The sequence below is a fragment of the Sporichthya polymorpha DSM 43042 genome, from assembly GCF_000384115.1.
GTDB classification, from domain to species: domain Bacteria; phylum Actinomycetota; class Actinomycetes; order Sporichthyales; family Sporichthyaceae; genus Sporichthya; species Sporichthya polymorpha.
Window position 1 is genome coordinate 3,669,982 of the sequence record NZ_KB913029.1, and the last position, 22,525, is coordinate 3,692,506.

19 protein-coding genes are annotated in these 22,525 nt (G+C 72.4%); 5 read left to right on the forward strand and 14 right to left on the reverse strand.

The annotated features are described in order from the left end of the window. Nucleotides 1–2: 2 nt before the first annotated feature. From SPOPO_RS0117810 to SPOPO_RS0117820, 3 genes are all read right to left on the reverse strand, one after another. A complete protein-coding gene (locus tag SPOPO_RS0117810; protein ID WP_019876318.1) occupies nucleotides 3–233 on the reverse strand; it encodes an FmdB family zinc ribbon protein in 231 nt (76 codons plus the stop codon). A 95-nt stretch (nucleotides 234–328) separates the two neighbouring features. Further along, nucleotides 329–1,213: a 4,5-DOPA-extradiol-dioxygenase gene (ygiD, locus tag SPOPO_RS0117815; RefSeq protein ID WP_019876320.1), complete on the reverse strand. Its 885-nt coding sequence runs from the start codon at nucleotides 1,211–1,213 to the stop codon at nucleotides 329–331. A 126-nt stretch (nucleotides 1,214–1,339) separates the two neighbouring features. Continuing rightward, entirely contained in the window at nucleotides 1,340–2,089 is a 750-nt protein-coding gene (locus tag SPOPO_RS0117820) for an SIMPL domain-containing protein (RefSeq protein ID WP_019876321.1), read from the reverse strand. Between the two features lie 118 nt (nucleotides 2,090–2,207). Between SPOPO_RS0117820 and SPOPO_RS0117825 the strand changes: the two genes are divergently transcribed. Continuing rightward, nucleotides 2,208–2,480, forward strand: a complete 273-nt coding sequence (locus tag SPOPO_RS0117825) for a hypothetical protein (protein ID WP_019876322.1) — start codon at nucleotides 2,208–2,210, stop codon at nucleotides 2,478–2,480. An 87-nt stretch (nucleotides 2,481–2,567) separates the two neighbouring features. On the opposite strand, the gene SPOPO_RS30335 is transcribed toward SPOPO_RS0117825, so the two are convergent. The 4 genes from SPOPO_RS30335 to mce all read right to left on the reverse strand — a co-directional run bounded on the left by SPOPO_RS30335 (nucleotide 2,568) and on the right by mce (nucleotide 7,861). Further along, nucleotides 2,568–3,542 carry a coiled-coil domain-containing protein gene (locus SPOPO_RS30335; RefSeq protein ID WP_156870000.1) on the reverse strand — a complete coding sequence of 325 codons (975 nt, stop codon included), beginning with the start codon at nucleotides 3,540–3,542 and terminating at the stop codon, nucleotides 2,568–2,570. Between the two features lie 223 nt (nucleotides 3,543–3,765). Further along, complete coding sequence (locus tag SPOPO_RS30340) at nucleotides 3,766–5,592, reverse strand: DivIVA domain-containing protein (protein WP_033385097.1); 1,827 nt, start codon at nucleotides 5,590–5,592, stop codon at nucleotides 3,766–3,768. A gap of 284 nt (nucleotides 5,593–5,876) precedes the next feature. Beyond that, the gene (gene ccrA, locus SPOPO_RS0117845) at nucleotides 5,877–7,214 is read right to left on the reverse strand and encodes a crotonyl-CoA carboxylase/reductase (protein WP_019876324.1); all 1,338 of its coding nucleotides are present in this window, start codon (nucleotides 7,212–7,214) and stop codon (nucleotides 5,877–5,879) included. A 218-nt stretch (nucleotides 7,215–7,432) separates the two neighbouring features. Next, on the reverse strand, nucleotides 7,433–7,861 hold the full coding sequence (mce, locus tag SPOPO_RS0117850; protein ID WP_019876325.1) for a methylmalonyl-CoA epimerase: 429 nt from the start codon (nucleotides 7,859–7,861) through the stop codon (nucleotides 7,433–7,435). Nucleotides 7,862–8,017: 156 nt separating this feature from the next. Between mce and SPOPO_RS0117855 the strand changes: the two genes are divergently transcribed. Next, a complete protein-coding gene (locus SPOPO_RS0117855) occupies nucleotides 8,018–9,202 on the forward strand; it encodes an acetyl-CoA C-acetyltransferase (RefSeq protein WP_019876326.1) in 1,185 nt (394 codons plus the stop codon). 27 nt (nucleotides 9,203–9,229) lie between these two features. Next, the gene (meaB, locus tag SPOPO_RS0117860; RefSeq protein WP_019876327.1) at nucleotides 9,230–10,186 is read left to right on the forward strand and encodes a methylmalonyl Co-A mutase-associated GTPase MeaB; all 957 of its coding nucleotides are present in this window, start codon (nucleotides 9,230–9,232) and stop codon (nucleotides 10,184–10,186) included. A gap of 40 nt (nucleotides 10,187–10,226) precedes the next feature. Here the strand turns inward: meaB and SPOPO_RS0117865 are convergent, their stop codons facing one another. The 3 genes from SPOPO_RS0117865 to SPOPO_RS0117875 are packed head-to-tail and all read right to left on the reverse strand — an operon-like array spanning nucleotide 10,227 to nucleotide 13,242. Then, the gene (locus SPOPO_RS0117865; RefSeq protein ID WP_019876328.1) at nucleotides 10,227–11,207 is read right to left on the reverse strand and encodes an ABC transporter ATP-binding protein; all 981 of its coding nucleotides are present in this window, start codon (nucleotides 11,205–11,207) and stop codon (nucleotides 10,227–10,229) included. Beyond that, the gene (locus SPOPO_RS0117870; protein WP_019876329.1) at nucleotides 11,207–12,253 is read right to left on the reverse strand and encodes an ABC transporter permease; all 1,047 of its coding nucleotides are present in this window, start codon (nucleotides 12,251–12,253) and stop codon (nucleotides 11,207–11,209) included. Before SPOPO_RS0117870 ends, SPOPO_RS0117865 begins: the two co-directional genes overlap by 1 nt. A gap of 11 nt (nucleotides 12,254–12,264) precedes the next feature. Next, nucleotides 12,265–13,242 carry a hypothetical protein gene (locus SPOPO_RS0117875; protein ID WP_028984878.1) on the reverse strand — a complete coding sequence of 326 codons (978 nt, stop codon included), beginning with the start codon at nucleotides 13,240–13,242 and terminating at the stop codon, nucleotides 12,265–12,267. Between the two features lie 174 nt (nucleotides 13,243–13,416). On the opposite strand from SPOPO_RS0117875, the gene SPOPO_RS0117880 reads away from it, so the two are divergent. Together SPOPO_RS0117880 and SPOPO_RS0117885 are read left to right on the forward strand one after the other, a co-directional pair. Further along, nucleotides 13,417–13,740, forward strand: coding sequence for a DUF3817 domain-containing protein (locus tag SPOPO_RS0117880; protein ID WP_019876330.1), 324 nt, complete (start codon nucleotides 13,417–13,419; stop codon nucleotides 13,738–13,740). A 4-nt stretch (nucleotides 13,741–13,744) separates the two neighbouring features. After that, a complete protein-coding gene (locus SPOPO_RS0117885) occupies nucleotides 13,745–14,773 on the forward strand; it encodes a tetratricopeptide repeat protein (RefSeq protein WP_019876332.1) in 1,029 nt (342 codons plus the stop codon). Between the two features lie 243 nt (nucleotides 14,774–15,016). Here the strand turns inward: SPOPO_RS0117885 and glgB are convergent, their stop codons facing one another. The 4 genes from glgB to SPOPO_RS0117905 are packed head-to-tail and all read right to left on the reverse strand — an operon-like array spanning nucleotide 15,017 to nucleotide 22,460. Then, nucleotides 15,017–17,227 carry a 1,4-alpha-glucan branching protein GlgB gene (gene glgB, locus SPOPO_RS0117890; RefSeq protein ID WP_019876333.1) on the reverse strand — a complete coding sequence of 737 codons (2,211 nt, stop codon included), beginning with the start codon at nucleotides 17,225–17,227 and terminating at the stop codon, nucleotides 15,017–15,019. Continuing rightward, nucleotides 17,224–18,687 carry a maltokinase N-terminal cap-like domain-containing protein gene (locus SPOPO_RS30345; protein ID WP_019876334.1) on the reverse strand — a complete coding sequence of 488 codons (1,464 nt, stop codon included), beginning with the start codon at nucleotides 18,685–18,687 and terminating at the stop codon, nucleotides 17,224–17,226. Before SPOPO_RS30345 ends, glgB begins: the two co-directional genes overlap by 4 nt. 9 nt (nucleotides 18,688–18,696) lie before the next feature. After that, on the reverse strand, nucleotides 18,697–20,454 hold the full coding sequence (gene treS, locus SPOPO_RS0117900; protein ID WP_051098396.1) for a maltose alpha-D-glucosyltransferase: 1,758 nt from the start codon (nucleotides 20,452–20,454) through the stop codon (nucleotides 18,697–18,699). Continuing rightward, entirely contained in the window at nucleotides 20,451–22,460 is a 2,010-nt protein-coding gene (locus tag SPOPO_RS0117905) for an alpha-1,4-glucan--maltose-1-phosphate maltosyltransferase (RefSeq protein ID WP_028984880.1), read from the reverse strand. The genes treS and SPOPO_RS0117905 overlap by 4 nt, the downstream gene beginning before the upstream one ends. Nucleotides 22,461–22,525 lie beyond the last annotated feature (65 nt).

Consider the following 22,525-nt stretch of genomic DNA (forward strand, 5'->3'; position numbering starts at 1 on the left):
CGTCAGTGGCAGGCGCCGCCGCAGCAGCCGCCGCCCATCGCGGGCGGGGGAGCGGCGGGCCGCGGAGCCCCGCCACCGCCGGCGGCGGCACCGACGACCGAGATCGTCGAGAGCAGCTTGACGGTGTCGGTGTGGCCGAACGGGCACGGCGCCGGCGCGCCGGAGTCGGCCATCGGTCGGTTCAGCTCGAACGTGTGCTCGCAGTCGCGGCAGCGGTACTCGTATCGGGGCACGCGCCCATTGTAGGTCGGCGTGTCGCCCCGCAGTGGAGATGTCATCTCCAGTGGTTTGGGGCCTGTGCAGTGGAGATGTCATCTCCAGGGCAGGGTCAGATGTTCGCGCAGTCCGCGGGGGCGTCGGGGGCGTCGGGGGCGGTCTCGGCGGCGGGGGCGGTCGTGGCCGCGCCCGCTGCCGCCGCCTCCGGCTCGCCGGAGGCACCGCCGGGGAGGCCGAGGGTGTACGCGGTCATCGAGAGGGAGCCGTAGGCGCAGCCGTCGATCAGGACCTCGGCGGACTCACCGGCGGCGTCGGCGAGGCCCGCGAGGTAGAGCGCGGGCAGGTAGTGGTCCGGGGTCGGGACGGCGACGGGGAAATCGGCGTGGCCGTCGAGAGCGGCGGTGGCGGCCGGGTCGGAGCCGGTGACCGCCGCGGTGAACGCCGCGTCGAACCGTTGCGCCCAGTCGAAGCCGGCGTCCGGCTGCTGAAAGTCCACCGCGCGCAGGTTGTGCACGACGTTCCCGCTGCCGACGATCAGCACGCCGCGCTCGCGCAGCGGGGCGAGGCGGGCGCCGAGGGCGAGGTGGTAGTCGAGGCAGGCGTCGGCCTTGAGCGAGAGCTGCACGACGGGGATGTCGGCGTCGGGGAACGCGTGCACGAGCACCGACCAGGTCCCGTGGTCGATGCCCCAGGAGTCCCGGTCGGCGCCGACCCAGGTCGGGTGGACGACGTCCGCGATCTCCGTCGCGAGCTCCGGCAGCCCGGGCGCGGGATAGGCGATGTCGAACAGGGCCTGCGGAAAGCCGTAGAAGTCGTGGATGGTGCGGGGCAATGGCATCGCCGTCACGGCGGTCGCGTGGATGTACCAGTGCGCGGAGACCACGAGGATCGCGCGCGGGCGGGGGACCGCGGCCCCGAACGCGCGCCACGCCTCGGTGTAGCGGTTGGTGTCGAGCGCGTTCATCGGGTTGCCGTGGCCGAGGAAGGCCGCGGGCATTCGCGGAGCCATCGCTCCATCCTGCCCCGGCCCGCCCCGACGTGCGACGGCCGGCGGGGCGCGCCCCACCAGCGCGCCCGGCCGGCCCCTTCCCCCGACAGAGCAGTCCTGACGTGCCGACGGGTCCTAGACGAGTTCCCAGGCGACGTTCGAGTTCACCGACACCTGCTGGCTGCCCGCCTCGAGCGGCACCGAGCTGCCGGCGGCCGCGGTGTCCTCGGCCATGACGGCGTACGGGATCGGCTCGCCGTCGTAGGAGGTCTGCTCGCTGATCGTCGTCACGTTCCCGAGCCGGCGGCCGGCGAGCTTCGCGTACTGCTCGGCCTTGGCCTTCGCGTCGGCGAACGCCGCGTCACGGGCGGCCTGGACGAGCTTCGCGTTGTCCTCGATGTCGAAGGCGACGCCGTGAATCCGCGTCGCGTTGCCCCCGGCCTGCGCGGCCGCGGAGATCGCCTCGCCCGCCTTCGGCAGGTCGCGCAGCTTGACCGTCAGGCCCTGGAAGACCTCGTAGCCGTTGACCTTGCCGTTGTTCTCGTAGTGAGGGTTGATCGAGAGCTGCGAGGTCTGGATGTCGGCGTCCTTCACGTCGAACCGGCCGAGCGCCTTCTTGATCGCGGTGACGTCGCGGTTGGCCGCGTTCAGCGCGACGTTGACGTCCTTGCCGGTGTGCTCGACCCCCAGGTCGAGGCGCAGCACGTCCGGCACGCCGCTGACCTTGCCGGTGCCGGCGACGGAAACGGTGTCCCGTGCGCCGTCCGACCCGATCGCGGCGACGCTCGCGCCGGATCCGCTGCCCAGCAGGACGCCGGTCAGGACGGCGCCGACGACGCCGGCCGCGGCGAGCGGCCCCCAGGTCCGACGGAGCGAGATGTTCATGGTGTCTCCCCTTCAGGGTGGCCGTGCGGCCGTGGCCTTGTTCGGGGGGAGGACGGCGCAGTCGGGCGGAACGTTCGCCGGGACCGGGACGAATCTCGCGGCCCGGGAGAATGGACCCATGCCGCGCCGCAAGCCGCGTCCGGCCGGGCGCCCGGTGCGCCCGGTGCGTGAGACGCAGTCGTACGAGTCCGGGCCGGACGGGGAGTGGAACGTCCGGCGGCTCTCGGGCTCTCCGTCGGGGCGGTCCTACCGGTGCCCGGGCTGCGCGCAGGAGCTCCCGGCGTCGCGGCCCCACGTCGTGGCCTGGCCCGCCGACTCCGACGGGACCGACCGTCGCCACTGGCACACCGCCTGCTGGGAGGCCCGGACCCGGCGCCGGCCGCTGGGCTGAGGCAGCGGGCCCACGCCACCCCCGGACACGCCGAAGGGGCGGCACCGATCCGGTGCCGCCCCTTCGGGACTGTCTGGGCGAGCTGCCTCAGGAGGCCGCGGTGCCGTTGTCGGCCGACTGCGGCTGCTGCGGAGCGTCGGGACGCGGGGACTGTGCGGGCATCGCCCCGGCCTCGGCGCCGGCGGCGGGGGCGCCGCCACCGATCAGGGCCGCCGCCGAGCCGGTCAGCGTCGCGAGCATCTCGCGGACGTTGCTCAGCTGGGCGTTGATGCTGTCGCGGCGGTGGGTCAGGGCGGCGAGCTCGCGCTCGGACTCCAGGCGCATCCGCTCGGCCTTGGCGCGGGCGTCGGCGACCAGGTCCTCGGCCTCGCGGCGGGCGGCCTCGAGCAGCTGCTTGGCGCGACGCTCGGCGTCGTCCCGCATCTTCTGGGCCTCCATGCGGAGGGCGTCGGCCTTCTCGCCGGTCTCCATCAGGCGGCGCTCGGCGACCTCCTGGCGGGTGGCCATGTCGCGCTCGGCCTGCTCGCGGCGCTTGGCGAGCTTGGCCTCGACCTCGGTCGCGATCTGGGCGGCCTTGGCGCGGGCCTCCTCGACGATGTTCTCGGCGCTCGTGATCTTCGCCTGGGCCTCGTTCTGGGCCTCGGTCTGGATCCGCTCGACCTCGGCCTTGGCCTGCTCGAGCATCTGCTCGGTCTTGGCCTCCGCCTCGGTGCGGCGGCGCTCCGCCTCGGCCTCGGCCGACTTGCGGATCGCCTCGGCGTCCTCGCCGGCCTTCGTGCGGGCCTGCTGGCCGGCGGCGTCGGCCTCGGCGCGGACGTCGCGGGCCTCCTCCTCGGCCAGGCGCAGGATCTTCTCGACCCGGGCGCCCAGGCTGGCGTAGTTCGGCTCGCTGACGTCGCTCGCCTCGAACTCGGCGCGGACCCGCTGGACCTGCTTCTCCAGCTCCTGGGCCTTGCGCTCGGCAGCGAGGCGGTCGTTCACGAGGGTGGACAGGTGCTCGTCGACCTGGCGGCGCTCGTACCCACGCAGCACGATGTCGAAGGCGGGAGGGGTCTCGTTCATCGTCATTGCGACACTTGTCCTCAAGGTCTGCGGTGATCGTCCTGCGTTGATTGTTGTCCATCCTCGCAGCCGGTTCGGGTGCGACGCGGGATCTGTGCAATCTTCATGGTCCCGCTTTGCCTCGGCCCGGCGCGAGCCTGCAGTGATCATCTCTCGAGGCGGGTCCCGGCGTCCGCCCTCTGGGCAAACCGAGGGACCGTGGGCGCCGGTCGAAAGGGATTTCTCAGGACCTGTCGGTCGAGTTCGGCCCGTTCTCGCGGGTGGAGTCGGTTCCGGAGCCGCTCGGATCGACGCCGAGCTCGGCCAGAAGATCCAGACTTGCCTGAAGGTTGATCAAGTGCGCACCGATGTCCTGACGCTGCGCCAGAATCGAATCCCTCTCGTTTTCGAGGGCGCGTACCTCGGCCCGACGGGCGGCCAGTTCGTCCGCGATCGCCTCCAGGGCCGCGGTCGCCAGACCCTCGGCCCGCCGGCGGGCGTCGTCGAGTTTGCGCTCCGCCTCGGCCAGCATCTCGGCGGCCGCCTCACGGTCCGCGCCGGCCGCGGCGGCGAGCTCGGCGGCCGCGGCGCGGGTCGAGGACGACAGGCGCTCGGCCTCCGCGGTGGCGCGGGCGGTGACGGCGTCCGCGGTCGCGCGGGCCTCGCTGGTGATCTGCTCGACCTGGGACCGCGACGCCGCGGCGATCGAGTGCGCCTCGCGCCGGGCGTCGGCGAGGACCTTCGCCGCCTCGCCGCTCGATCGCGCGGTCAGGGCGTCCGCGGCCTCCTGGGCCTCGCGCAGCACGCGTTCGGCCTCGGCCCGGGCACTGGACTCGCGGGCCTCGGCCGCCGCCGTCGACGTGGTTGTCAGCTTCCCGGCCGCCTCGCGGGCCGCGACGGTCGTGGCCTCGGCGTCGCTGCGTGCCGCGGTGAGCAGCGCGGTCGCCTCGTCGGCGGCCGAACGCGAGACCCGCTCGGCCTCGGCGCGGGCGGCGGTGGTCAGGCGGGTGGCCTCGGCGCGGGCCTCGTGGAGCAACCGGGTGGCCTGCTCGCGGGAGGTCTCCGCGAGCCGGGCGGCCTCGGCCTTCGTCGACGTGGAGAGCTCCCGCGCCTCGGCGGTCGCGACGCGGGTGAGCGCGGCCGCCGCGGCCTGCGCGGCGGCGAGGCGGGTCTCGGCGTCCGTGATCAGCTGCTGGCTCTCGGTCCGCGCGGCGGCGAGCATCGCCTCGGACTTCGCGGTCGCCTCGGAGATCAGGGCGTCCGCCTCGCGGGCGGCGGTGGTCTGGAGGGTCTCGGCACGCTCGTGGGCGCGGGCGAGGACGTCCGCGGCCCGGGTCCGCAGTCGGGCGGCCGTCGCCGCCGCTCGGGCGTGCCCGCGGGCGCGGGCCCCGAACCCGGCGGTCTCGGCCTCGGTGACGCGGCGCTCGGTGATCCGCTCGATCTCGGCGGCCCGGGCGCGCGCCGCCGCGACGCTGCGCTCGCCCTCCCGGCGGGCGGCCTGCTCGGCCCGCTTGCGGGAGCTCGCGCCCTCGGTCCGGCGCGCCTCGCCGGTGACGCGGCCGGCCTCGGCCAGGGCGACGGCGACCCGTCTGGCCTCGGCGAGCAGCGCGGTCTTCTCGACCGCCGCCGCCTCCAGCAGCTCCGCGTGCCGGCGGTGCGCCGCCTCCAACGCCTCGTGGGCCTCGCGCTGCACCGCGGCGGCCGCCTCGGCCGCCTCCGCGCGCAGCGCCTCGGCCGTCAGTTCGGCCAGCCGCATGAGCCGGCCGGCGCTGTCCTCCCCGGGCAGCCCGGGGGACGCCTCGACCTGGGCCAGCCGCGCCTCGGTGTCCGCCAGCCGGGCCCGGGTCCGGGTCAGCTCCGCGTGCGCGACCAGCGCGTCCTCACGGGCGTCGTGGGCGACCTGCTCGGCGTCCGCGATCGCGGCGCGCAGCGCCTCCAGCCGGGAGCTGAGCTCGTCGACGTAGAGGTCGACCTGCGCCCGGTCGTAGCCGCGCAGGGCCGTCTCGAACCGTGCCGTCGTCCCCGGCCGCGACAGCTCGCGGCCGGGCGCCCGATTGGCGTCCGACGTCACCCCGGCATGTTCCCACGGCGGACCCGGCCCGGGAATGAAACGGACAAATCTTCACGTCCGCGCTCACGCTCGTCGCTCATGCATGAGCGGAGCGTCGAAATTCGGACATCGATCGCCCGAAAATCGACAGCCCGGTCATGCATGAGCGGAGCGTCGAAATTCGGACACCGATCGCCCGAAAATCGACAGCCCGCTCATGCATGAGCGGGCTGTCGGGGTGGTTCGGGGTGGATCGGGGTGGTTCGGGGCGGCGCGGGGGCGCCGGAGCGCCGGAGCGCGGAGGCTCAGACGTTGCGGAAGCGGTTGATCTTGTCCTCGAACTTGGCGCGCTTCTCGGGGTTGGCGACGCCGAGGCCCTCGGAGGGGGCGAGGCACAGGACGCCGACCTTGCCCTGGTGGACGTTGCGGTGGACGTCGAGGGCGGCCTGGCCGGTGTCGGCGAGGGCGTAGGTCTTCGACAGGGTCGGGTGGATGATGCCCTTGTCGATGAGACGGTTGGCCTCCCACGCCTCGCGGTAGTTCGCGAAGTGCGAGCCGATGATCCGCTTGAGGTTCATCCAGAAGTACCGGTTGTCGTACTGGTGGATGTAGCCCGAGGTCGACGCGCAGGTGGTGATGATGCCGCCCCGGCGGGTCACGTAGATCGAGGCGCCGAAGGTCTCGCGGCCCGGGTGCTCGAAGACGATGTCGATGTCCTCGCCACCGGTGAGCTCACGGATCTTCTTGCCGAAGCGCTGCCACTCCTTCGGGTCCTGCTCGTTCTCGTTCTTCCAGAACTTGTAGCCCTCGGCGTTGCGGTCGATGACGTGCTCGGCGCCGAGGGACTTGCAGATCTCCACCTTGTCGGGGGAGGAGACGACGCAGACGGGGATCGCGCCGCCGGCCAGGGCCATCTGCGTCGCGTAGGAGCCGAGGCCACCGGAGGCGCCCCAGATCAGGACGACGTCGCCCTGCTTCATGTTCGCGCCGTTGTGCGAGATCAGCTGCCGGTAGGCGGTGGAGTTCACCAGGCCCGGCGACGCGGCCTCCTCCCAGGAGAGGTGGTCCGGCTTCGGCATCAGCTGGTTGGCCTTGACCAGGGCCAGCTCGGCGAGGCCGCCGAAGTTGGTCTCGAAGCCCCAGATGCGCTGCTGCGGGTCCATCATCGTGTCGTCGTGGCCCATGGCGTCCTCGAGCTCGACGCTCAGGCAGTGCGCGACGACGCGGTCGCCGGCCTTCCACTTGCTCACGCCCGGGCCGACCCTGAGCACGACGCCGGCGAGGTCGGAGCCGACCACGTGGTACGGCAGGTCGTGGCGCTTGGTCAGTTCGGAGACTCGGCCGTAGCGCTCCAGGAAGCCGAACGTCGAGACGGGCTCGAAGATCGAGGTCCAGACGGTGTTGTAGTTGACCGACGAGGCCATCACGGCGACGAGGGCCTCACCCGGGCCGAGCTCGGGGGTCGCCACCTCGTCGAGGTGCAGGCTCTTGCGCGGGTCCTTCTCCTTGGAGGGGAGGCCTTCGAACATGTTCTGCTCGTCCTTGCGGACGACCATGCCCTTGTAGGACTCCGGGATCGGGAGCCCGGCGACGTCCGGGCGTTCGGTGTCGCTGGCGAGGATGGCCTCGAGGATGTCCTTCACGGCGTTACTCCCGGGTAGTGCGAGCGGCTGGTAGACGATACCGACGCCCGAAATGTCCCCCGGACCGGCCGCCGCTCGCCTGGTCGAGCTGGTCGCCGGACGGTCGACCCTGTCGCCGAGCGGCGAGCAGGGGCGGCGTGCGGTTTCCGGCTCAGTGACCGGGAAACCGCGACGCTAAACCGTGTTCTGGGCCGCACGGCCCGCCCCGAGGAGTCGGCTCAGTGGCCGGACTCGCCCTCCGGGGCCGACTGGACGAGCTCGATCAGGACGCCGCCGGCGTCCTTCGGGTGCACGAAGTTGATGCGGGAGTTGGCGGTGCCGCGCTTGGGCTCGTCGTAGAGGAGGCGCACGCCGGCGTCGCGCAGGTGCGTGGAGATCGCGTCGATGTCGTCGACGTTGTACGCCATCTGCTGGATGCCCTCGCCGTTGCGGGCGAGGAACTTGCCGATGGGGGAGTCCTCGCGCAGCGGGGCGAGCAGCTGGATGTAGGAGCCGGAGTCCCCGACGGCCAGCATCGCCTCGCGAACGCCCTGTTCCTCGTTGACCTCCTCGTGCACCACGTGCATCCCGAAGGTCCGCTCGTAGAAGGCGATCGAAGCGTCCAGGTCCTGGACGGCGAGGCCGACGTGGTCGATCCGGTTGATCATGAGGTGCTCCTGGCGGGCGTCCGACGGGCCGTTCGGCGCGACGAGCGGTCCTCCCGGCCGACGGCACGGACGCCGGGGAGATGTCGATTTGCGCCTGCTGACTATCGTGGCAGATGCCCGAGACCAGGGCACGTCCGAGGACCCGTGGAGGCCCCCATGACCAGCTCCGTGATCATTGCCGGCGCGCGCACGCCGATGGGACGCCTGCTGGGCTCCCTGAAGGACTTCTCCGGGGCGGACCTGGGCGGTCATGCGATTTCGGCGGCCCTGACGAGGTCCGGGGTGCCGGCCTCGGAGATCCAGTACGTGATCATGGGTCAGGTGCTGCAGGCCGGCGCCGGGCAGATCACCGCTCGCCAGGCCGCGGTCAAGGGTGGGATCGGGATGGACGTCCCGGCGATCACGATCAACAAGGTGTGCCTGTCGGGCCTGAACGCGATCGCGATGGCCGACCAGCTGATCCGCGCCGGTGAGGTCGACACGGTCGTGGCCGGTGGCATGGAGTCGATGACCAACGCGCCGCACCTGCTGCCGAACTCCCGGGTCGGGGTCAAGTACGGCAACACCACCCTGGTCGACTCGATGGCCTACGACGGACTGTGGGACCAGTTCACCGACGTGCCGATGGGCGAGCTGACCGAGAAGGCCAACGCGGGGCTGAACATCTCCCGCGAGGAGCAGGACGAGTTCGCGGCCCGCTCGCACCAGCGCGCGGCGGCGGCGCACAAGAACGGCCTGTTCGCCGACGAGATCGCGCCGATCGAGCTGCCGCAGCGCAAGGGTGACCCGATCTCCTTCGCCGACGACGAGGGCGTGCGTGGGGACACCACCGCCGAGTCGCTGGCCAAGCTGCGTCCGGCCTTCACCTCCGACGGCACCATCACTGCCGGCTCGGCCTCGCAGATCTCCGACGGTGGCGCCGCGGTGATCGTGATGAGCAAGGAGAAGGCCCAGGCGAACGGGCTGTCCTGGATCGCCGAGATCGGCGCGCACGGCATGGTCGCCGGCCCGGACTCCTCGCTGCAGTCCCAGCCGTCGCGGGCGATCAACGCCGCGCTGGCCAAGCAGGGCATCGCCGCCTCGGACCTGGGGCTGATCGAGATCAACGAGGCCTTCGCCGCGGTCGGCATCCAGTCCACCCGCGAGCTGGGCGTGGACCCGGAGATCGTCAACGTCAACGGCGGCGCGATCGCGCTCGGGCACCCGGTCGGGATGTCCGGCGCCCGCATCGTGCTGCACCTGGCCCTCGAGCTCGGCCGCCGCGGCGGCGGGTACGGCGCGGCTGCGCTCTGCGGCGGCGGTGGCCAGGGCGACGCCCTGATCATCAAGGTCGGGTCCTGACACTTCGTCAGAATCGTCAGCAACTCCGTGACCGACGTCGCCGATCTCGTCGGGCGGGCTCGCTCGGGTGACCGACGCGCGGTCGCCCGACTGATCAGCCTGGTCGAGGACGCCTCGCCGTTGCTGCGCGAGGTGATGGCCGCCCTGGTGGCGGCCGGTCCGGCGGACACCTACGTGGTGGGCCTGACCGGCCCGCCGGGTGTCGGCAAGTCGACGTCGACCGCGGCGCTGATCGGCGCGTACCGGGGCCGCGGCGTCCGCGTCGGCGTGCTGGCGATCGATCCGTCGTCGCCGTACTCCGGCGGGGCGCTGCTCGGTGACCGCATCCGGATGGGTGCGCACGCCGAGGACGACGGCGTCTACATCCGCTCGATGGCGGCGCGGGGGCACCTCGGCGGGCTCTCGTGGGCGGCGCCGCAGGCGTTGCGCGTGCTGGCCGCCGCCGGGTGCGAGGTGATCCTGCTCGAGACCGTCGGCGTCGGGCAGTCCGAGGTCGAGGTCGCCGGCCAGGCCGACACGACGGTCGTGCTGATGGCCCCCGGCATGGGCGACGGGATCCAGGCCGCGAAGGCCGGGATCCTCGAGGTGGGGGACGTCTACGTCGTCAACAAGGCCGACCGCGAGGGCGCCGCGCAGACCGCACGGGAGCTCACGCACATGCTCTCCCTCGGCCCCGGCCGCGGCGAGGGGGACTGGACCGCGCCGGTGCTCAAGACCGTCGCGTCCCGGGGCGACGGCGTCGAGGAGGTCGTCGATGCGATCTCCAAGCACCGGCAGCACCTCGTGGACTCGGGCCGGTTGGTCGCCCGCCGGCGCCGCCGCGCCGCCGGGGAGGTCGAGGCCGTCACGCTCGAGGGCATGCGGCGCCGGATCGGCAACCTGCGCGGGGACCGGCGCCTGGAGGCCCTGGCCGAGCGGGTCGCCGCCGGCGAGCTCGACCCCTACGCCGCGGCCGACGCCCTCGCGGAGCAGCTGACCACCTGACGGCAACCAGAAGGGGCGTCACCCCTTCTGGCGGGGCGGGTCACGGGGACGTCGATCCCAGGGCGGAGCGGACCCCTTCGGGCCCGACGCGTTCGCAGAACTCCTCGACGGTGATGCCCTGCACGACCGCGTCGGTCTTCGCCTTCACGGTGGCGGAGCGGGGCAGCCCGAGCAGGGGGCCGATCTCGCCCACGTAGTCGCCGGGCTGGCAGGTGTGCACGAGGGCGTCCCCGCCGTCGGCGAGGGCACGGAAGACGTCCAGTTGGCCCTTGACGACGACGTACACGAGCTCGCCGTTGTCGCCTTGCTCGAACAGGGCCTGACCCTCCTTCAGGTCGACGGTGCCCAGCTGTTCCGCCTCCGGGGTCTGCGGGCGCATCTCGATCACGCGGTCGGCCAGCGGCACCAGGCGCTCGTCGTGGGTCGCGGCGATCACCGCGCGGCCGGGGACGGCCAGGTCGCGCAGGGTGCGCAGCACGATCTCGACCTGCACGTAGTCCGCCCCGACGGTCGGCTCGTCGACGAGGACGAGCGGGGGCTCGTGCGCCAGCGCCCGCGCGATGGCGACGCGTTGCTGCTGCCCGCCGGAGAGGGCGGCGGGGCGCTCGTGCCCGTGCTCGCCGAGGCCGACGAGGTCGAGCAGCTCGGCGGCGCGGGTCCGGGCCGTGCGCCCGGCAACGTGCGCCAGACGCAGGGGGACCTCGACGTTCTCGCGGATCGTGAGCCCGGGCAGGAGCTTGGCGCCGGGAAGCACCAGCCCGACGGACCGGCGGCGGTACTCGGCGAGGTCCCGGCCCGTCAGGTCCGTGACCACCTCGTCGTCGAGCCGGATCTCGCCCGAGGTGGGCGACCGCAGCCCGGCCAGGCACGCGAGCAACGTGGTCTTGCCGCTGCCGCTCGGGCCGAGCAGGAGTACGAGTTCGCCGGAGCGGGCTTCCCCGTGAAACCCGTCGAGGGGGCGCACGAGGTAGTCGCCGCTCGCGTGCTCGACGGTGAGGTCGCGGATCTGCAGCTGCTCCATCAGGCGTCCAGCGCCTCGATCGCCTCGACCCGGACGGCGCGGCTCAGCCCCGCGAGCCCGGCGAGCATCCCGACGACGGCGGCGAGCGCGACCAGGCCGATGGTCGAGCCCAGCGAGAAGTGCGTCGGCAGCGGCAGGACGGGCGCGAACACCGGAGCGGCGAGCACCGCCACGCCGGCGGCGGCGACCGAGACCACCACGGCCTGCAGCGCGAGGCCGGCGGCGAGCGTCGAGGTGCTCGCGCCGAGGGCCTTGAGCACCGCGAGGTCCTGGGGCCGCTCCGCCGCGGCCAGGTGCACGGTCGCGCCGACGACGAGGATCGCCGCCGCCCACAGCAGCAGGCGCAGGGCGTGCGCGGCGTCGATCTGCTGGTCGACCGGCCGGAGCGCGTCGCTGCGGGCGTCGACGGTGTCCAGGACGCGAAGACCGAGCGCCGCCGGGACCTCGGGCGCGCCCCGAACCAGGACGGCCGTGACGAACCGGTTGCCCTTGAACAGAACTGACTGGGCGTCACGGATGTTGAGGTAGACGTTGCCGGCACCGCCGCGCATCGTCATGTGCTCGACCTGGCCGACGACGGCGAAGTTGATCCCGGACAGGTTCACGGTGTCGCCGACCGCGTATCCGGTCGAGCGGTCCACCAACGCCTCGTTGGGCCGGCTGGGCTGCCGGCCTGCCGTCGGCACCGGCGGCCCGAGGCCGCCGGGCCGGTAACCGATCACGGTGACGTCGACCGTGCGGGCGCCGCCGGTGGTGGCGGACGCGGCGACGAACGGGTCGGCCGAGACCACGCCCGGGGCGCGGGCGACCTGGTCCACGACGGTGTCGGGCATCGCCGCGAGGGTGGAGAACGGTCCGCTCGCGCCCTCACGGACCAGCCACGCGTCGGCGCCGACGGCCTGCACGGCACGGTCGGCCTCGCCCCGCAGCGCCGAGCCGACGCCGCCGAGGAGCAGGGCGAGGGTGAAGACGACGGCCGTCGCGACGGCGCCGAGCACGAACCGCCGGTGGCGCCACTGGAGGTCCCGCAGCGGAATCAGCCACATGCTGGGAGAACCTAGCCCGCCTCGGGCCGGCGGGCCGCTGACTTCGGCGTCGGGGCGGTGAGGGTGGCGCGGGTGTCGGACTTGACCGGGACGGCGCCGAGCGAGCCGGAGAGGTTGTTGTCGATCCGCGCGGGCAGGGCGACGCCGGCCGGGTGGTAGGTGTCCTGCACCCGCTTGGCGTTGATCGCCGGGCAGGTCGGCGGGCCGATCGTCCGCAGCGTCGTCGTCATCCGGACGTGCCGCACGGAGTTGACGCCGTCCGCGCCGGGCTTGCCCTCCGACACCAGCACCGCGGCGGTGTGCGCGGCCGCGCAGCCGTCCTTCGACTCGAGGTCGAACTCCCAGGTCTGGCCGGCCTTCGCATCGTCCGGCTCGAGCAGCACGGGCGTCGGCGGGGCGAACTCCAGCACGATCGCCGCCAGCCCGGTGGAGGCGTCGATGCGGTAGGCGGAGAGGTACACGCCGTCGGACTGCCGGGCGAGCGTCATCTCCTCGATGATCCCGGCGCCGTCCGGCCGGCGGGCGTCGAGCGTCCAGACCTGCTCGTCCTCACCGCCGGCCGCGGCGACCGTGGCCTTCATCGTCGACGGCGGCTTACCGAGGCTGGAGGTGCCGGTCAGCGCGTAGACGTACTCGCCCGGCGCGGGGAGCGTCAGACCGCCCTCGGGCGGCGGGGCCGGCCGGCCCGGCGCGGGCGTCGGCGTCGGGCCCCCGGGCTTGCCGGACTTCACCGGCTTCGGGGGCTGGAACGTGCCCCCCGGCAGGGGGATCGCGGGCGGCGGGGTCGCACCGCTCGGCAGCGGCGAGACGCTCGCCGCGGGACGCGGCTGTCCGGTCGCGCGGGGCGCGCTGTCGTCGTAGGGGACGTCGAGCCCGGCGTCGCCGGCGGGCGTCACCTCGGGCTGACCACCGCAGGCCGCGAGCGCCGTGACCGACAGGGCCACGGCGAGCAGGGTCGCACCCCGGGCACCGCGGCCTCGCCGTCTCATGTCTCCATCCTTGTCCCGGTTTCCGGACCCGGAAAGCCGAACCGCCGCTCCGTGACGTGTTCGTCGCCTACCGGTGGCGGACTGCGACCGGGCGTGCGGCGGGCGTGAAACCCCCACCAGGCAAGATGGAGGCGAGCCCGGACGGGCGCGGACAGGAACGAGGGGTGCTGCGAAATGCTGGCGACGCGGATCGGTCGGCTGCGGGTGGTCTCGCTGGTCGAGGGAGTCAGTTACGTCCTGCTGCTCCTGATCTCACAGTGGGTGCTCGACTGGCACGCGGGTGTCGCCGTGCTCGGGCCGATCCACGGGATCCTGTTCGTGGCCTACGTGCTGGGCGTGCTCGACCTGCAGCGGCGGATGCGCTGGGACAACGTCACGCTCGTCAAGCTCCTGGTCGCCTCCTCGATCCCGTTCGCCACCTTCTTCGTCGAACGCTGGCTCCGGACGCAGCACGAGCCCGCGGAGCCCGGCCGCGCGGCCTCCCGTCAGGCAGGATGAACTCATGGCTCAGCCTCCTTCGCCCCGTATCCCGACCCATGGCGCCGTCGACCTGTCCGGTCTGAAGGCGCGTCCGACCCGGCCGGGGGAGATTCCCGAGCCACCGGCCCGCTCCGCTCCGCCGGTCGCGGCCGGCTCCGCCCTCGGCGTCGGCCCGGAGCACACCGGCGGGGCCGGGGCCGGCTCGGCGGGCGGCCACGGCGGCAACCCCTGGGTCGTCGAGGTCACCGAGGAGAACTTCGGCACCGAGGTCATGACGACCTCGATGACCGTCCCGGTCGTCATCGACTTCTGGGCGGGCTGGTGCCAGCCGTGCAAGCAACTCGCGCCGATCCTGGAGAAGCTGGCGCTGGAGTACGAGGGCCGCTTCCTGCTGGCCACGATCGACACCGACGCGAACCAGCGCCTCGCGCAGGAGATCGGCATCCAGAGCCTGCCGACGATCCTCGCGGTCGTCGGGCAGCAGCCGGTGCCGCTGTTCCAGGGCGCGCTGCCGGAGGCGCAGGTCCGTCAGTACATCGAGGAGCTGCTCCGCGTCTCGGCGATGAACGGCGTCTCCGGCCGCGCGGCCCCGCGGGGGAGCGTGCCGGCCGCGACGGCGACGGCGACGTCGACCGAGCCGGTCGTCCCGCACGCCGACGCCTACGAGGCGATGGTCGCCGGCAATCTCGACGAGGCCGAGCAGAAGTACTCCGCGGTGCTCGCCGAGCGTCCCGCGGACCGCGACGCGGCCGAGGGCCTCGCGCGCGTGCAGCTGCTTCAGCGCGTGCAGGGCGTCGACCCCGACGTCGCGCTCAAGACCGCGCAGGGCAGCCCGTCCGACCTCGCGGCGGTCCGCCTCGCCGCGGACGTCGAGGTGGCCTCCGGCACCCCCGAGGCCGGGTTCTCCCGACTCGTCGAGGCGATCCGCGTCTCCAGCGGCGACGACCGTGATGCCCTCCGCGAGCACCTGCTCAGCCTGTTCGCCGTCCTTGGCGCCGACGACCCGCGCGTCGTCACCGCCCGCCGCGCCCTCGCGAGCGCCCTCTTCTGATCCCACGCGCGTGTGTCGACAAGGGGTGACACCCTTTATCCACCAGGTGTCGACAAGGGGTGACACCCTTTGTCCACTAGGCGCCAGGCGTCGACAAGGGGTGACACCCTTTGTCCACCAGGTGTCGACAAGGGGTGACACCCTTTGTCCACCAGGCGCCAGGCGTCGACAAGGGGTGACACCCTTTGTCCACCAGGCGTCGACAAGGGGTGACACCCCCACGGGGACGCGGGGGCTGGTGGGTCAGGCGGGGCCGTGGCGGAGCCAGACCGTGCCCAGCGGGGGCAGGGTCAGGCACCCGGACGCCGGGAGGCCGTGGTGCGGCTCCTCGGCCGCGTCGATGCCGCCGAGGTTGCCGACGCCGCTGCCGGTGTAGACCTCGGCGTCGGTGTTGAGGACCTCGGTCCACCGGCCGGCGAAGGGCAGGCCGATCTTGTACTCGCCGTGGACCGTGTTGGCGAAGTTCGCGACGCAGGCCAGCGCGGAGCCGTCGGCCGCGAAGCGCAGGAACGAGAACACGTTGCTGCCGGTGTCGTTGGCGTCGATCCAGGCGAAGCCGCTGGGGTCGTGGTCGCGCTCCCACAGCTCGGCCGAGGCCACGTAGACGCGGTTGAGGTCGCCGACCAACCGGTGCAGCCCGGCGTGCTCGGGGTGCTCGAGCAGCCACCAGTCCAGCGCCCGGGCCTCGGACCACTCGGACTCCTGGCCGAACTCGCCGCCCATGAACAGCAACTGCTTGCCGGGGTGCGCCCACATGAAGGCCAGGTACGCGCGGAGGTTGGCGAGCTTCTGCCACCGGTCGCCCGGCATCTTGCCGAGCAGTGAGCCCTTGCCGTGGACGACCTCGTCGTGCGAGAGCGGCAGGACGTAGTTCTCGGAGTACGCGTACATCATCGAGAAGGTCATCTGGTGATGGTGGTACTGCCGGTGGATCGGATCGTGACTCACGTAGCCGAGCGAGTCGTGCATCCAGCCCATGTTCCACTTGAAGCCGAAGCCGAGCCCGCCGAGATGCGTGGCCCGCGTGACGCCCGGCCAGGCCGTGGACTCCTCGGCGACGGTGAAGGCACCCGGCGCGCGCCGGTAGACGGTCGCGTTCATCTCCTGGAGGAACTGCACCGCGTCGAGGTTCTCCCGACCGCCGTACTGGTTCGGCGTCCACTGCCCCTCGGGGCGTGAGTAGTCCAGGTAGAGCATCGAGGCGACGGCGTCGACGCGCAGTCCGTCGACGTGGAACTCCTCGAGCCAGTAGGACGCGTTCGCGACGAGGAAGTTGCGGACCTCGTTGCGGCCGAAGTCGAAGATCAGCGTGCCCCACTCGGGATGCTCGCCCCGGTGCGGGTTGCTGTGCTCGTAGAGCGGCGTCCCGTCGAACCGCGCCAGGGCCCACTCGTCCTTCGGGAAGTGGGCGGGGACCCAGTCGATGATGACGCCGATGCCGGCCTGGTGCAGCCGGTCGACGAGGTACCGGAAGTCGTCGGGGGAGCCGAAGCGCGACGTCGGCGCATAGTACGAGGAGACCTGGTAACCCCACGAGCCGCCGAAGGGGTGCTCGGCCACCGGCAGAAACTCGACGTGGGTGAAGCCCATCTCCTGGACGTAGCCGACGAGCTCCTCCGCGAGCTGACGGTACGTCAGGCCAGGACGCCACGAGCCGAGGTGGACCTCGTAGACGCTCATCGGCCGCTCGGTCGGCGCCGTCGAGGTACGCGTGGTCATCCACTGCTCGTCGTTCCAGGTGTACGACGACTCGTAGACCACGGACGCGGTCGCGGGCGGCACCTCGGCGGCGGCCGCCATCGGGTCCGCCTTCTGCCGCCAGCCGCCGTCGCGGCCGAGGATCTCGTACTTGTAGCAGGTGCCGACGCCGATGTCGGGAACGAAGATCTCCCAGACGCCGGAGGAGCCGAGCGAGCGCATCGGGTGCGCGCGGCCGTCCCAGTAGTTGAAGTCGCCGATCAGCCGTACGCCCCGGGCGTTCGGCGCCCAGACGGCGAACGACGTCCCCGCGACGGTCCCGGTCGGTCCGTCGTAGCGGCGCACGTGCGCGCCGAGCACCTCCCAGAGCTGCTCGTGGCGGCCCTCGCGGATCAGGTGCAGGTCGACCTCGCCGAGCGTCGGGAGGTAGCGGTACGGGTCGTCGAGCAGCGTCGTGCTGCCGTCGTGGACGACTTCGAGGCGGTAGTCCGGCGCGTGCTCGCCGGGGACGACGCCGGCGAAGACGCCCTCGTGCTCATGGGTGAGCTCGTACCGGGCGGCGTCGGGGCCCGAACCGACGACGACCGTGACCCGGTCGGCGAGGGGACGCAGCGCGCGGATCGTCACCGCGCCCTGACCATCCGGGTGCGCGCCGAGGATCGAGTGCGGGTCGTGATGCTCACCCGCGACGAGCCGGCTGAGGACCTCGCGGGGGACGGGCATCGGGCTCAGGGCCTTCTCCTGGATCCTGCTCATGAGCGGCCTCCCGTCAGGACGTCGTCCAGGACGGGAGCCGCCAGCATGCGGCGGATCGCCCCCAGGGGCACGTCGACCCAGTCCGGTCGGTTGCGCGTCTCGTACACCACTTCGTAGACCGCCTTGTCGAGGACGAGAGCTGTCAGGGGAACGGGGTCGGCCAGGGCGTCCGCGCCCGCGACGTCGGCGTAGCCGGCACAGTACGCGCGGGAGTTGCGTGCGGCCCACGCGGCCGCCCGCTCCTCGACCCCGGGCCGATTCGCGGGGTCTGCGGGGTCGGCGCCGGAGAACAGTTGCCGGGCCGCGTAGTCGAACGAGCGCAGCATGCCGGCGACGTCCTTGAGCGCCGTCTGCGGAGCGGAGCGCTCGGCGATCGGGCGCGCGGGCTCGCCCTCGAAGTCGAGAATCTTCCACCCGGTGTCGGTCCGCAACGCCTGCCCCAGGTGCAGGTCGCCGTGGACGCGCTGGCCGACCAGGCTCCGCTCCGCGGCGGGCAGTTCGGCGTACCGGGCGGCGATCTCCTCGGCGAACGGCGCGAGGTCGGGCACCGCGGCCACGGCCGCGTCGAGCCGCTTGCGCAGCGTTGCCGCGAGCTCGGCGATCTCGGCCGCCGACCACGTCACGCTGCCGAGGACGCGCGCGAGGTCGGCGTGCACCGACGCGGTCGCCTGCCCGAGCCGGTACGCCTCGCCGGCGAAGTCGCCGCCGGACGCGGCCGGGTCGGGGTCGTCCTCGGCGTAGAGCGCGCGGACGCTGGCGAGCGCGAGGTCCCAGCCGTCGGTGGCCGAGGGGTAGAACTCGGTCGCGATCGCGAGCGTCCCGCGCTGCGGGTCGCCGCCGGGCCCGGTCCACTCGCCGTCCACCCACCCGAGCAGGGCGGGGACGCTCGTGTTGCCGGCCTGGCCGAGGGCGTGCAGCAACTCGACGTCCGGGTTCGTGCCCGCGACGAGGCGCCGGAAGACCTTGAGGATCGCCTTCGGCCCGTCGGACAGGTCGCCGAACACCAGCGAGGTGTTGGACTGCTCGCCGCCGATCACCCGCGACGGCTCGTTCGCCGGCAGCGGGACCGCCGTCGAGTCGCGATGGAAGGACAGGCTGCCCGCGTACTTCCCGGCGCTCATGCCGGTGAGCCAGGCCGCGGTCGTCTCCTTGTCGTGCAGCGCGTCGTAGGCGTACTGCGGCGACTCGCCCTCGGCGGGGGGCCAGTGCCCGATCAGCGCGTGGGCCAGGTTCGGGTCCGGCTCGGGCCGGTAGCTCACCGGGACCGAGTAGGTCTCACCGCCGGCGGCAGCGTCGTCGGCGCTGTCGGTGTAGGCCACGGCGACCGCGAGCAGGTCGGCGGGCGGATCGTCGTGCAGGCGGCCGATTCGCGAGGCCTCCGCGCGCGCGATCCCGCGCCCTTTGCCCGCGAACCACCGTTGGCCGGTCAACCAGCGGGCGAGCTCGTCACTTCTGTCCATGACGATCGCTTACCCGGGCGGGTCGAGGCGGAACCAGTAGCTGCCGTGCGGTGGTGCCGTCAGGAGGTAAGGCAGCTCACCGATGAGCGGGAACGCGACGCCGCCGAGCAGTTCGACCGGCCGGTATCCCTCGAAGCGGCGCAGGTCGAGCTCCACCGGCTGGGCGAACCGCGAGAGGTTGTTCACGCACAGGACGATGTCGCACTGCGCCGGGTTCTCCGGGTCCGGGCAGTACTCGCGCAGGAACGACAGCACGCTCGGGTTCGACCCGCCGAGGTCGGTGAAGGTGCCGAGACCGAACGCCGGGTTCGCCTTGCGGACCTCGATCATCCGGCGCGTGAAGTGCAGCAGCGAGGTCGGGGACGCCATCTGCGCCTCGACGTTGGTCACCTGGTAGCCGTAGATCGGGTCCATGATGACGGGCAGCGTGAGCCGGCCGGGGGTCGCGTTCGAGAAGCCCGCGTTGCGGTCCGGGTCCCACTGCATCGGAGTCCGGACGCCGTCGCGGTCGCCGAGCCAGATGTTGTCGCCCATCCCGATCTCGTCGCCGTAGTACAGGACGGGGGAGCCGGGGAGCGCGAGCAGCAGGGCGGTGAACAGTTCGAGGCGGCGCCGGTCGTTGTCGAGCAGCGGGGCCAGCCGCCGGCGGATGCCGATGTTGGCCTTCATCCGCGGGTCCTTGGCGTACTCCGCGTACATGTAGTCGCGTTCCTCGTCCGTGACCATCTCGAGCGTGAGCTCGTCGTGGTTGCGGAGGAAGATGCCCCACTGGCAGTTGTCCGGGATCTTCGGCGTCTGCGCGAGGATCTCCGAGATCGGGTAGCGCGTCTCGCGTCGCACGGCCATGAACAGCCGCGGCATCACGGGGAAGTGGAACGCCATGTGGCACTCGTCGCCGTCGCCCATGTACTCGACGACGTCCTCGGGCCACTGGTTCGCCTCGCACAGCAGGACGCGGTCCGGGTAGAGGCGGTCGACCTCGGCGCGGACCTCGCGCAGGAACTCGTGCGTGCGCGGGAGGTTCTCGCAGTTCGTGCCCTCCTCCTCGAACAGGTAGGGCACGGCGTCGAGCCGGAATCCGTCGATGCCGACGTCGAGCCAGAAGCGCAGCGCCTCCATGATCGCCTCGCGCACCCGCGGGTTCTCGAAGTTGAGGTCGGGCTGGTGCGAGAAGAAGCGGTGCCAGTAGTACTGCTTGCGGACCGGGTCGTAGGTCCAGTTCGAGGTCTCGGTGTCGACGAAGATGATGCGGGCGTCGCCGTAGCCCTTGTCGTCGTCGGCCCAGACGTAGAAGTCCCCGTAGGGACCGTCCGGGTCGGTGCGGGAGGCCTGGAACCACGGGTGCGCGTCCGACGTGTGGTTCATGACGAAGTCGATGATCACGCGGATGCCCCGCTGGTGCGCGGCGTCGACGAACTCGACGAAGTCGCCGAGGGTGCCGAACTCGGGCAGCACGGAGGTGTAGTCCGCGACGTCGTACCCGCCGTCCCGCAACGGGGAGGCGAAGAACGGCGGCAGCCACAGGCAGTCGACGCCGAGCCAGGCGAGGTAGTCGAGCTTCTCCGTCAGGCCGCGCAGGTCGCCGACCCCGTCGTCGTTGCTGTCGTAGAACGACCGGACGAGGACCTCGTAGAAGACCGCGCGTTTGAACCACTCGGGGTCGGGCGGGCTCGCCGGTGTGTCCGAGTACGACTCGATCGGGGCGTTGGACTCGATCGGGACTTCGCCGGAGATCGCCTCGGAGGCGAGGGACACTTCGTCGCTCATCGGCCCGCGGTCCCCGATCGACGCAGGGTCAGCAGGTGCGCCGGTTCGCGGTGCGGATCCAGGCGGATGTAGTTCGAGGCGCCCCAGGTCCAGGTCTCGCCGGTGAACTCGTCGGTCACCAGGCAGGACTCCCCGGGGATCAGTCCGAGGGCCGCGGGATCCAGGTGCACCATCGTCTCCCGCGTGGCATGCGGGTCGAGATTGACGACGACGAGAACGGTGTCCGACGACCCGTCAGGCCCGGACGCGGTCTTCGAGTACGCGATCACGTTCTCGTCGTCCACGTCGTGGAAGGCGACGTTGCGCAGCTGCTGCAGCGCCGGGTGTGCGCGGCGGAAGTTGTTCAGCGTCGTGAGGTAGGGCGCGAGGCTGCGGCCCTCCGCCTCGGCGTCCGCGTAGTCGCGGGGCCGGTACTGGTACTTCTCCGAGTCGAGGTACTCCTCGCTGCCCGGGCGCACGGCCACCCCTTCGTAGAGCTCGTAACCGGAGTACACGCCCCAGGCGGGGGAGAGCGTCGCGGCGAGCACCGCGCGGATCTTGAACGCCGGCGGCCCGCCGTACTGCAGGAACGCGTGGAGGATGTCCGGGGTGTTGACGAAGAAGTTCGGCCGCAGGAAGTGCGCGCTCTCCTGCGCGAGCTCCGTCGCGTACTCGGTCAGTTCTGCCTTCGTCGTCCGCCACGTGAAGTACGTGTAGGACTGGTGGAACCCGACCTTCGCCAGCTCGTGCATCATCGCCGGCCGGGTGAAGGCCTCCGAGAGGAAGAGCACGTCCGGGTCCGTGCGGCGGATGTCCGCGAGCAGCTGCTCCCAGAACGACACCGGTTTCGTGTGCGGGTTGTCGACGCGGAAGATCCGGACGCCGTGGTCCATCCAGTGCCGCAGGACGCGCAGGCACTCCGCGTACAGGCCGTCGAAGTCGTTGTCGAAGTTGATCGGATAGATGTCCTGGTACTTCTTCGGCGGGTTCTCGGCGTAGGCGATGGTCCCGTCGGCGCGCGTGGTGAACCACTCCGGGTGCTCCTTGACCCAGGGGTGGTCGGGGGAGCACTGCAGCGCGAAGTCCAGTGCGACCTCAAGCCCGTTCGCCCGGGCCGCGTCGACGAAGCGGTCGAAGTCGGCGAGCGTCCCGAGGTCCGGGTGCACCGCGTCGTGCCCGCCGTCCTCGGACCCGATGGCCCACGGTGAGCCGGGGTCGTCCGGGCCGGGGGTCAGCGTGTTGTTCGGGCCCTTGCGGAACGAGCGGCCGACCGGGTGGATCGGCGGGAGGTAGACGACGTCGAAGCCCATCGCCGCGATCGCCGGCAGCCGCTCGGCCGCCGCGGTGAACGTGCCCGACCGCGGCGGGTCCAGGGTCGCGCCCTCGCTGCGCGGGAAGAACTCGTACCAGGAGCTGAACAACGCCTCGCGGCGGTCGACCTGCAGCGGGAAGCGCTTGGTCGCGGTCACCAGGTCGCGCAGCGGGTGGCGGGCGAGCAGCCGCTCCACCTCCGGGGCGAGCCCGGCCGCGAGGCGGACCTGCGCGGGGTAGCGCTCGTCCCGGAGGTCCGCGGCGGTGCCGCGGAGCAGCTTGAGGCCGACCTCGACCTCCTCGGGGGCCACCGCCGAGTTCGCGGCGAGCGCCTCGGCGGCGCGCTCCATCAGCCGCGCGCCCTCCTCGAGCATCAGTTCGACGTCGACGCCGGCCGCGATCTTGATCGGGGCGTCGTGGTGCCAGGTGCCGTACGGGTCGCTCCACCCCTCGACCTGAAAGGTCCACTTGCCCGGGCGGGTGGGCGTGACGGTGGCGGCCCACCGGTCGGTGCCGGGGGCGAGGAGCCGCATGGGCACCCACGACTCGACCTTGCCGCGCGGGTCCCGCAGGACCACGTTCGCGTTGACCGCGTCGTGACCCTCGCGGAACACCGTCGCGCGCACCTCGAAGGGCTCGCCGGCGGCCGCTTTCGCGGGGCGGGCCGTGCAGTCCACGACGGGATGGACGTCCGTGATCGGAATTCGAGCGCTCACGTTGGCGAACGTACCCGGCTGTCCGGGCCGCAACCAGGCACCGGGCGAGTGCTCCGACCGAGCGG

Excerpts from the sequence above, each read along its gene's own strand:
- SPOPO_RS0117820 (WP_019876321.1), bottom strand. The coding sequence starts at position 2,089 with ATGAACATCTCGCTCCGTCGGACCTGGGGGCCGCTCGCCGCGGCCGGC.
- SPOPO_RS0117870 (WP_019876329.1), bottom strand. The coding sequence starts at position 12,253 with ATGTGGCTGATTCCGCTGCGGGACCTCCAGTGGCGCCACCGGCGGTTC.
- treS (WP_051098396.1), bottom strand. The coding sequence starts at position 20,454 with ATGAGCGACGAAGTGTCCCTCGCCTCCGAGGCGATCTCCGGCGAAGTC.
- SPOPO_RS30335 (WP_156870000.1), bottom strand. The coding sequence starts at position 3,542 with ATGAACGAGACCCCTCCCGCCTTCGACATCGTGCTGCGTGGGTACGAG.
- SPOPO_RS0117880 (WP_019876330.1), top strand. The coding sequence starts at position 13,417 with ATGCTGGCGACGCGGATCGGTCGGCTGCGGGTGGTCTCGCTGGTCGAG.
- SPOPO_RS0117875 (WP_028984878.1), bottom strand. The coding sequence starts at position 13,242 with ATGAGACGGCGAGGCCGCGGTGCCCGGGGTGCGACCCTGCTCGCCGTG.
- ygiD (WP_019876320.1), bottom strand. The coding sequence starts at position 1,213 with ATGCCCGCGGCCTTCCTCGGCCACGGCAACCCGATGAACGCGCTCGAC.
- SPOPO_RS30345 (WP_019876334.1), bottom strand. The coding sequence starts at position 18,687 with ATGGACAGAAGTGACGAGCTCGCCCGCTGGTTGACCGGCCAACGGTGG.
- SPOPO_RS0117825 (WP_019876322.1), top strand. The coding sequence starts at position 2,208 with ATGCCGCGCCGCAAGCCGCGTCCGGCCGGGCGCCCGGTGCGCCCGGTG.
- SPOPO_RS0117885 (WP_019876332.1), top strand. The coding sequence starts at position 13,745 with ATGGCTCAGCCTCCTTCGCCCCGTATCCCGACCCATGGCGCCGTCGAC.
- mce (WP_019876325.1), bottom strand. The coding sequence starts at position 7,861 with ATGATCAACCGGATCGACCACGTCGGCCTCGCCGTCCAGGACCTGGAC.
- SPOPO_RS0117855 (WP_019876326.1), top strand. The coding sequence starts at position 8,018 with ATGACCAGCTCCGTGATCATTGCCGGCGCGCGCACGCCGATGGGACGC.
- SPOPO_RS0117865 (WP_019876328.1), bottom strand. The coding sequence starts at position 11,207 with ATGGAGCAGCTGCAGATCCGCGACCTCACCGTCGAGCACGCGAGCGGC.
- glgB (WP_019876333.1), bottom strand. The coding sequence starts at position 17,227 with ATGAGCAGGATCCAGGAGAAGGCCCTGAGCCCGATGCCCGTCCCCCGC.